The organism is Leyella stercorea, from assembly GCF_021531355.1.
GTDB lineage: Bacteria > Bacteroidota > Bacteroidia > Bacteroidales > Bacteroidaceae > Prevotella.
The window spans coordinates 20,030-27,714 of the sequence record NZ_JADYTS010000043.1 but is presented as its reverse complement, the minus strand read 5'-3'; the positions used below and the strand labels follow the sequence as shown (position 1 = coordinate 27,714).

Here is a 7,685-nt window from a genome sequence, read left to right as displayed (position 1 = left end):
TAATCAGGTTGAGCAATGGAACTGTGAAGAGTTTAATACTGTCATCAAAACGTTTCAAAGCCATTATGACAGAATACTGAATTTCTTCAATGACAAAAGAACAAACGCCAGTGCCGAATCATTCAATTGCAAGTTAAAAACATTCAGGGCTGAATTCAGAGGAGTGAACGATCTGAAGTTCTATCTTTATAGGGTAAAACAGTTGTTTGCATAAGAAATACAGATTGTTAAAAACACAACAATATTATATGAGCCGCCCCTCCCCCGCAGGGAGGGGAGTGGTATGAATGGTTTTCATTCATATTTAGTAAGATTCTTATAGCATAAAATAATGTTCCATCTTCTTTTTATGTGCAATATGAAGTCTTTTGTTGCATTTTGGAAACTTTTTTACTGAAACAAAATGAATTATCGTATAAAAAACTTAACTTTGCAAAGTCTACCCTTACCGAAAGTCATTATTGGCAGAGGAAAGGTAGAAATATACATAATAAGGCGTAACTGTACGCTTTTGTTTTGACTTGTTAGAACTTCGCAAACTCTATGGATTGTCAAAAACAAAGCAACGGGAACGCCTCATGGGATGTATTGTATACAGCCCTCATTGGCTTCGGACGGCTCTGCCGCTCGTTGTCAAGGAGGGTGAATTATATACTTAGGCTTTCGACGTTGCTCGTTTCGACAATCCGGGCAATGCTAAGGCCTTAACAAGTGGAACGAGTGACAGGACTGGCTCCACGTTTCTTATTTCTGTATATGGAAAACCTAATAAAATAACAGACCAATCAGGGAGTCGTTGGTTTATTTGTACAACAACAACGATGAAAAAATTTTGTTTATTGATTGCTCTGTTGATGTCAATACAATTAGCATCAGCACAACGAAAGACAGTCATCGTAGAAACACCTACAAACCAAGTCCAAGATGATGGAATGGTATTGAAGCGTAAAGTAGCAATTGGGCGTTTTTCAAATGAGACCCAATATGCTAAAGGCATTTTCTACGACAAGGAAAACGATCCTATGGGAAAACAAGCTTTGGACATTCTTTCTACAAAGCTAGCTTCTTCGGGAAAATTTATTCTTTTAGAACGTAGTGACCTTTCGACTCTCTTAGAAGAATGCCAGAAGAATGGTGGAGGTTCTGCTACTATAGGAGCTGACTACATGATTATTGGCTCCATTACAGAATTTGGTAGAAAAAATACTGGTAAGAATGGAGTCTTCTCTTCACAAAAGACCCAAACAGTTGAAGCTGCTGTGGCTATTCGTTTAGTTGATGTTTCTTCAGGACTAATTATATATTCGGATGAAGCAAAAGGAAGTGCAGAACTTACAACAAAAACAACAATGGGTGTTGGAGGTTCAGCAAGCTTTGATGCCACGCTGAGTGATAAGGCTATTTCAGAGGCTATCGGTCAACTTGTCGAAAATATTATCAACAAATGTACAAATAGTCCTTGGAAAACATACATCATTTCAAGTGATGCCGACGGTACGCTTATAGCTGGAGGAGCAAGCCAAGGTATCAAAGAAGGTATGAAATTCGCCATCAAAACTAAAGGCAAAAAGGTTAAGAATCCACAGACAGGAATCATGATAAACCTCCCAGGCAAACAGATAGGTACAGCTACTATACTCTCTACTGGCGGTGACACTCCCGAAACAGAATATTCGTTTGTTAGTGTGGATACCTCAGAACCCATAAATGAATCCACAATGAATAATTATATAATTGAGCAAATGAAATGAAAAAGTTAATAACTCTATTATTCGTCATTCCTCTCTTACTGATTGGATGTCGCGCCCATCTTCCCGTTGCACAAGAAAGTGGAAAAGAAGACATTGCTTACCTTTTATTTGTCAGTTCGAATGAATACGCAGGGAAAAGTGTTGCAGTGAAAATTGATAACAATGTTCCATTTACCGCAAAAGTTGTGAAGAATTCGAAAGCAAACAGACGTGGTTCTCAATACGGCATTGCTGTAGGAACAAGAAACTTAACAGTATCTTATAATGGTAAAAACATCTATCAAAAGAAGATATTCGTATCAACCCAAGAAGTTAAACAAATAATATTACCATAATGAAAAAGTTAATTCTATTAGGAGCTATAATTGGACTTTTTGCCTCATGCGGCTCAACCAAATCCTTATACTCATGGTACAACTATGAGGATGCTACATACCAGTACAACAAAAAACGTACAGATGAGTTAAAGGTGAAGATGATGGATCAATATCTCAAACTCATCCAAAAACAGAAAGGCTCGCGTAAAGCTGTTCCTCCAGGACTTTATGCAGAATATGGGTACGCTCTTTACATGGGCGGAAAGAAAGAAGAAGGTTTGAATTATCTTAAACAAGAGATGAAACTTTATCCCGAATCTGAGACTTATATTTCAAGAATCATTAAACAGCTAGAAAAATGAAACAGATATTAATGCTTGTGTTAACGGCAATTGTTGTTGTCTCGTGTTCTTCGACAAAAACAATGGGTGAACAATATCCGGCTATGTATGAAGAAAAGCCTGTAACAATCGCCATTATGCCTCCTATAAACCAGACTACGCATGCTGAGGCAAAAGACTATTTTTACACGACAATGTACCTTCCTCTATGTGAGAAAGGATACTATGTCTTTTCTCCGTATTTAACGATGGAGATGTTCCAACAAGAAAGTGCATATGATGCAGAAAACTTTTTGGAAGGTGACCTCTCTATATTCCGCAAGGTACTGGGCGCTGATGCAGCAATGTTTACAATTATCAAAGATTGGAAACGTAATAACGTTGGTGGAAAACTAACGGTTGATGTTGAATACATACTTCGCTCTACTAAGACTGGGCAAACACTTTACACACGCGAAGGCAACATCAAGGTAGACACAAGCGTAAATGGTGGTAGTGGTGGTTTCGGGGCTATAGTTGGTCTCATAGCAACTGCTGTTAACACAGCTGTCACAGACAAAGTTATTGCAGGAAGAAAATGTAATGCATACGTATTAACAGATTTACCTGCTGGCAAATACTCCGAGTTTTATGAAAAAGATTCAAAGAATCCTGCTGGCAAAAAGTTAATTAAGGCAACTGTAAAATAATTGCTGACCGATACAAATTTGTATTACAAAAACCTCGGTGGAGACTCATGTCCACCGAGGCTACTTATAGAAGACATTACTTTAGCGTAATATAGAGGAACCTACTGTAATCCTAACTAAAAATGATCTTAACAATATCTTTACGCATTATAATAGAACAAAAAGAAAGCTAATAGAGGGATATATCGTGATAAGGTAACTTTCTTAAATATTATTATTCAAGTAAATCTTTCCCTTTTTTGCTGAGTATATACTGCTGATGCCTACTTGTAGGTTTTTCTGGAATTGTCATCTGTAGAACTCCCATTTCAAGTAATTTGTCCAAATATTTGCGACGTTTTTGTTTATATGAAATATTATCAACGCCTTCCAACATAATCTGAGCGGAAACCGCACTTCGTGATTTAAGAATGCATACTGCTAAATGTTCAACCTCTATCTTGGACATATCTTGGACACATCTTGGACATTTTACCATCAAATTTATCGTGATACGCTGTATATCGGTTCTTCTGATAGTATTGTCATCTTGGACAAAATCTTTCCTACATGGGATATCTATCAAGAAATAGCTGCGTGATTCATCTGTTTCTATTGTCGCTTTAGGTGAACCATTCTCTAACAGCTTCTTCTGAATGGTCGGAATGCCAGTAGCTCTACCTTCTGTAAGATCCAACTCTTTCAGAAACTCACCCAATCTACGGTTTCTGTATCGACGTGAACGAAGTGATTTTGCTTCCTTGATAGACTCTAAACTAATAGAACGATCAGGACCAGAATAACTAAGAATGCTTATCTTATCCGGTTCTACGGTTATTTCAACAGGTTCACGTTCTTTATAATCGCGATGATACAATGCATTCACAACAGCCTCTTCAAGTGACTGAAAGGGATAATTATACACCTTTATAGACTTCTCATTATCGGCTGGCTTGATGACCCGTTCCTTTATAATATTCGTACGCAAATAATTAAGCGTATCTCGTATCATCATTGGTACAGGTCCAGTAATTGCTGGTATTTCAATGAAATTGTCCGGATTATTTTCTCTTCCTTCTGGGAATACAACTATTTCCACACGTGATACAGGGAAGAATTTCTCAGGTCTTTCTGCAAACATCATAGCAGCAACATTTTTAACCAATCGTTTCTCCTTTGGTCCATCAAGTAGCTCCATCTGTTCTAGAATTTTTCCCATATCAGATGTAAAGTCAGCTTTTGCAAGCTTACTACCAACAGAGGCTAAATGGTTCTTTACCAATAAAGGTGAAATGTCATCAATATCTATATTCTCATTACCACGATCATCGTAAGGCACTCTATTGGCCATATCACGAAGCCTATCAAGATCTTCTCCTTTAGCTTCAATTGATGATGTTCCATAACGGATATAGAATACAGGCTTCTTAAGTTTTGCTGTAACATCAGCAGGCACAGTATATGGACGATTATGCCCAGAAGTAACCCATATAACAAGTATCTTCCGTTCATCTATTTCTTCTACTGATATTCTTGGATAATATATAGGATCCATCATTGTGTTGAATTGAAGCATCTCACGCTGAATTTTATCCAGTTGATTATCTTCTAATCCCTTAACGGGACGAACAGCAACTCCGTTTTCCTCTTCAACACCAACAAGTATGTAACCTCCACCAAGGTTATCTATGTCATTGGCGAAAGCGCATATAGAATGATATATCGAAGAAGGATTCCATCCCGCCTTAAATTCTATTCTATTTGACTCAACCTTTTGCTTACTTAGCAAATCTTCTATGTTAATAGGTATTGCCATATATCTTATGATTACTTTGTTACTTAATATTCATCGTTATTTCAGTTTTCTTAGAGTCCAAAGTTACATCATTTATCCCAAAAAACATAAAGGACTGAAGGAAAATCATAATTTTCTCTGCGTTTAGAATAATTTTTAGTTGACTTTCGACACTCTTAGAAGAATGCCAAAAGGATGGTGGAGGTTCTGCTACTCATCTTAATAGGGAATATGGGGAAAAGGCTCTTTATATAATAAAAACGGAACGGCGGACTCCCGTCCGACGCGCAAGTAAACAAAAGAAGCGACATAACGCTAATGTGTTGTTTCTGCTTGTGCGTCGGACGGGAGTCCGCCGTTCCGCTTAATTGTTTGTGCTGGCTATAGCAAGAATGCCATAGTTAGCCCAGCATACCGCTCCCCTCCCTGCGGGGGAGGGGCAGGGGGTGGGGCTTTCTTTATTCATTTTCGCCCGAAATCGGCAGGCACTTCGCCCCACTTGCGCGTCTCCCACTTCACCAGATGGTTCTTTATCTGATGCGTGCGGAGCCATGTCTCGGCGCGGGCGATTATCTGATAGAGGGGTTCGGTTTGCGGTGTGCGCTCCAGTTTGGTCTTGCACTGTCGCTTCTGAACCCACAGTATGGCGTTGTGCGAGTCGGAGTAGATGGTCTTGCCTGTAATGCCTTGGCGGTCGAGCAATGCAAGCGCGTGTACAATGGCGAGAAATTCGCCTATGTTGTTGGTGCCGTGCATCGGACCGAAGTGGAACACCTGCGCTCCGGTGGCAAGGTCGATGGCCTGATATTCCATCGGACCCGGATTGCCAGAGCATGCTGCGTCCACCGCCCAGGCGTTTGCCGTCACCTCCATGGGCAGCGGCAACACCGTATCGTGGCGGTAGTCGGGAGGATTGAGTGTATCCATAAGGCTACATTACATGCGCTCAGGCACCTCAATACCCAGCAATGCCATGCCGTTCTTCAGCGTCTTGCCAACGTTCTGAGCCAGTACCAGACGTACAATCTTCTCGTCCTCGGTGTCGGCACCCAAGATTGAGTAGTCGTGATAGAACTGGTTGAATGCCTTGGTCAGTTCGTAGCAATAGTTGGCAATACCGCTCGGTGAGTAGTCTTTGCCGGCCTGCTCTACTGCAGCGCCAAACTCGTTGAGCTTCTGGATGAGCTCAATCTCCTTCTCGTTGAGAGGCATGTTGTCGCCCAGCTGTGCCGGAATGGCGATGCCCTCAGCCTGAGCCTTGCGCAGGATTGAGCGTATACGGGCGTATGTGTACTGAATGAACGGACCCGTGTTTCCGTTGAAGTCGATTGACTCTTCAGGATTGAACAGCATGTTCTTGCGTGCGTCTACCTTCAGGATGAAGTACTTCAGCGCACCCATACCTACAATACGTGCAATCTCGTTGCGCTCCTCTTCGCTCATGTCCTTAAACTTGCCCAGCTCCTCGCTTGTCTGCTTGGCGTCGCCAATCATAGCTGCTATGAGGTCGTCGGCGTCAACTACGGTTCCCTCGCGGCTCTTCATCTTGCCGTTGGGCAGCTCAACCATGCCGTAAGAGAAGTGTACAAGCTCCTTGCCCCACTTGAATCCGAGACGGTCGAGAAGTATTGAGAGCACCTGGAAGTGATAGTTCTGCTCGTTGCCAACGACGTATATCATCTTGTCGATGGGGAAGTCGTTGAAGCGCATTTCGGCTGTTCCGATGTCCTGAGTCATATATACGCTGGTGCCGTCAGAGCGCAGCAGCAGCTTCTGGTCGAGTCCTTCGCCTGTGAGGTCTGCCCAAACAGAGTTGTCGTCCTTGCGGAAGAAGAGTCCCTTAGCCAAGCCTTCCTCCACCTTCTTCTTACCAACGAGATAGGTGTTCGACTCATAGTAAATCTTGTCGAAGCCTACGCCGAGAGCCTTGTAGGTCTCGTCGAATCCGGCATATACCCAGTCGTTCATCTTCTTCCACAATGCGCGTACCTCAGGATCGTTCTGCTCCCACTTTACGAGCATCTCGTGAGCCTCCTTGATGAGCGGCGACTCTTCCTTAGCCTTCTTCTCGGCAGCTTCCTCGTCCATTCCTTCAGCCATGTACTGAGCCTTCAGAGTCTTCACTTCCTCGCGATAGTGCTTGTCGAAGGCTACATAGTAGTCGCCGATAAGGTGGTCGCCCTTCTTTCCAGAAGTCTCAGGTGTCTCGCCGTTGCCGTACTTAAGCCATGCGAGCATCGACTTGCAGATGTGGATACCACGGTCGTTTACGATGTTGGTCTTCACCACCTTGTTGCCGTTAGCCTCCATAATCTGTGCCAACGACCATCCGAGCAGGTTGTTGCGAACGTGTCCGAGGTGGAGCGGCTTGTTGGTGTTGGGCGATGAGTATTCAATCATCACGAGCGGAGAGTTCTCAGTTATGGGCTTCTCGCCGAACTTTTCGTTGGCGTTCATCTCGTTGAGCAGTCCGAGCCAAGCCTTCTTGTCGATGACGAGATTGAGGAATCCCTTCACAACATTGTAGTCGGCAATAGCCTGGCAGTTGTCCTTGATATACTGGCCGAGGTCCTGTGCTGTGTCCTCGGGCTTCTTGTGCGAAATCTTGAGGAATGGGAACACTACGAGAGTGAGGTTGCCCTCAAACTCGCTTCTGGTCTTCTGCAGCTGCACCATCTTCTCAGGCACTTCCTGACCGTAAAGTTCTTTCACCGCAGCTATTGCGGTAGCGACGATTTGCTGTTCTATTGTCATGATTTTATTCTGTTTTTATTCAATTATAAATAATGTGCGGGCGTTTTGTTTGCAAAGTT

8 protein-coding genes are annotated in these 7,685 nt (G+C 42.6%); 5 read left to right on the top strand and 3 right to left on the bottom strand.

Annotated elements, in window-relative coordinates; all coding sequences use genetic code 11:
• The 5 genes from I6E38_RS09970 to I6E38_RS09950 form a co-directional block, all read left to right on the top strand.
• Positions 1 to 214, top strand: a 214-nt coding sequence (locus I6E38_RS09970) for a transposase (protein ID WP_235393851.1), incomplete at its 5' end; no start/stop codon positions are given.
• Between the two features lie 607 nt (positions 215 to 821).
• Positions 822 to 1,751 carry a CsgG/HfaB family protein gene (locus tag I6E38_RS09965; protein WP_094879265.1) on the top strand — a complete coding sequence of 310 codons (930 nt, stop codon included), beginning with the start codon at positions 822 to 824 and terminating at the stop codon, positions 1,749 to 1,751.
• Positions 1,748 to 2,086 carry a hypothetical protein gene (locus tag I6E38_RS09960; RefSeq protein ID WP_235393850.1) on the top strand — a complete coding sequence of 113 codons (339 nt, stop codon included), beginning with the start codon at positions 1,748 to 1,750 and terminating at the stop codon, positions 2,084 to 2,086. Before I6E38_RS09965 ends, I6E38_RS09960 begins: the two co-directional genes overlap by 4 nt.
• Positions 2,086 to 2,430 carry a DUF4810 domain-containing protein gene (locus I6E38_RS09955; RefSeq protein WP_235393849.1) on the top strand — a complete coding sequence of 115 codons (345 nt, stop codon included), beginning with the start codon at positions 2,086 to 2,088 and terminating at the stop codon, positions 2,428 to 2,430. The genes I6E38_RS09960 and I6E38_RS09955 overlap by 1 nt, the downstream gene beginning before the upstream one ends.
• The gene (locus I6E38_RS09950) at positions 2,427 to 3,098 is read left to right on the top strand and encodes a GNA1162 family protein (RefSeq protein ID WP_235393848.1); all 672 of its coding nucleotides are present in this window, start codon (positions 2,427 to 2,429) and stop codon (positions 3,096 to 3,098) included. Before I6E38_RS09955 ends, I6E38_RS09950 begins: the two co-directional genes overlap by 4 nt.
• Before the next feature lie 214 nt (positions 3,099 to 3,312).
• Here the strand turns inward: I6E38_RS09950 and I6E38_RS09945 are convergent, their stop codons facing one another.
• The 3 genes from I6E38_RS09945 to argS all read right to left on the bottom strand — a co-directional run bounded on the left by I6E38_RS09945 (position 3,313) and on the right by argS (position 7,626).
• Positions 3,313 to 4,893 (bottom strand): AlbA family DNA-binding domain-containing protein, encoded by a 1,581-nt coding sequence (locus tag I6E38_RS09945; protein ID WP_235393847.1) that lies wholly within the window; start codon positions 4,891 to 4,893, stop codon positions 3,313 to 3,315.
• Positions 4,894 to 5,334: 441 nt separating this feature from the next.
• Positions 5,335 to 5,799, bottom strand: coding sequence for an RNase H family protein (locus I6E38_RS09940; protein ID WP_235393846.1), 465 nt, complete (start codon positions 5,797 to 5,799; stop codon positions 5,335 to 5,337).
• 9 nt (positions 5,800 to 5,808) lie between these two features.
• Positions 5,809 to 7,626 (bottom strand): arginine--tRNA ligase, encoded by a 1,818-nt coding sequence (gene argS / locus I6E38_RS09935; protein WP_235393845.1) that lies wholly within the window; start codon positions 7,624 to 7,626, stop codon positions 5,809 to 5,811.
• Positions 7,627 to 7,685 lie beyond the last annotated feature (59 nt).

Coding starts and splice junctions, on each gene's coding strand:
- I6E38_RS09960 (WP_235393850.1), top strand. CDS start 1,748: ATGAAAAAGTTAATAACTCTATTATTCGTCATTCCTCTCTTACTGATT.
- argS (WP_235393845.1), bottom strand. CDS start 7,626: ATGACAATAGAACAGCAAATCGTCGCTACCGCAATAGCTGCGGTGAAA.
- I6E38_RS09955 (WP_235393849.1), top strand. CDS start 2,086: ATGAAAAAGTTAATTCTATTAGGAGCTATAATTGGACTTTTTGCCTCA.
- I6E38_RS09965 (WP_094879265.1), top strand. CDS start 822: ATGAAAAAATTTTGTTTATTGATTGCTCTGTTGATGTCAATACAATTA.
- I6E38_RS09940 (WP_235393846.1), bottom strand. CDS start 5,799: ATGGATACACTCAATCCTCCCGACTACCGCCACGATACGGTGTTGCCG.
- I6E38_RS09950 (WP_235393848.1), top strand. CDS start 2,427: ATGAAACAGATATTAATGCTTGTGTTAACGGCAATTGTTGTTGTCTCG.
- I6E38_RS09945 (WP_235393847.1), bottom strand. CDS start 4,893: ATGGCAATACCTATTAACATAGAAGATTTGCTAAGTAAGCAAAAGGTT.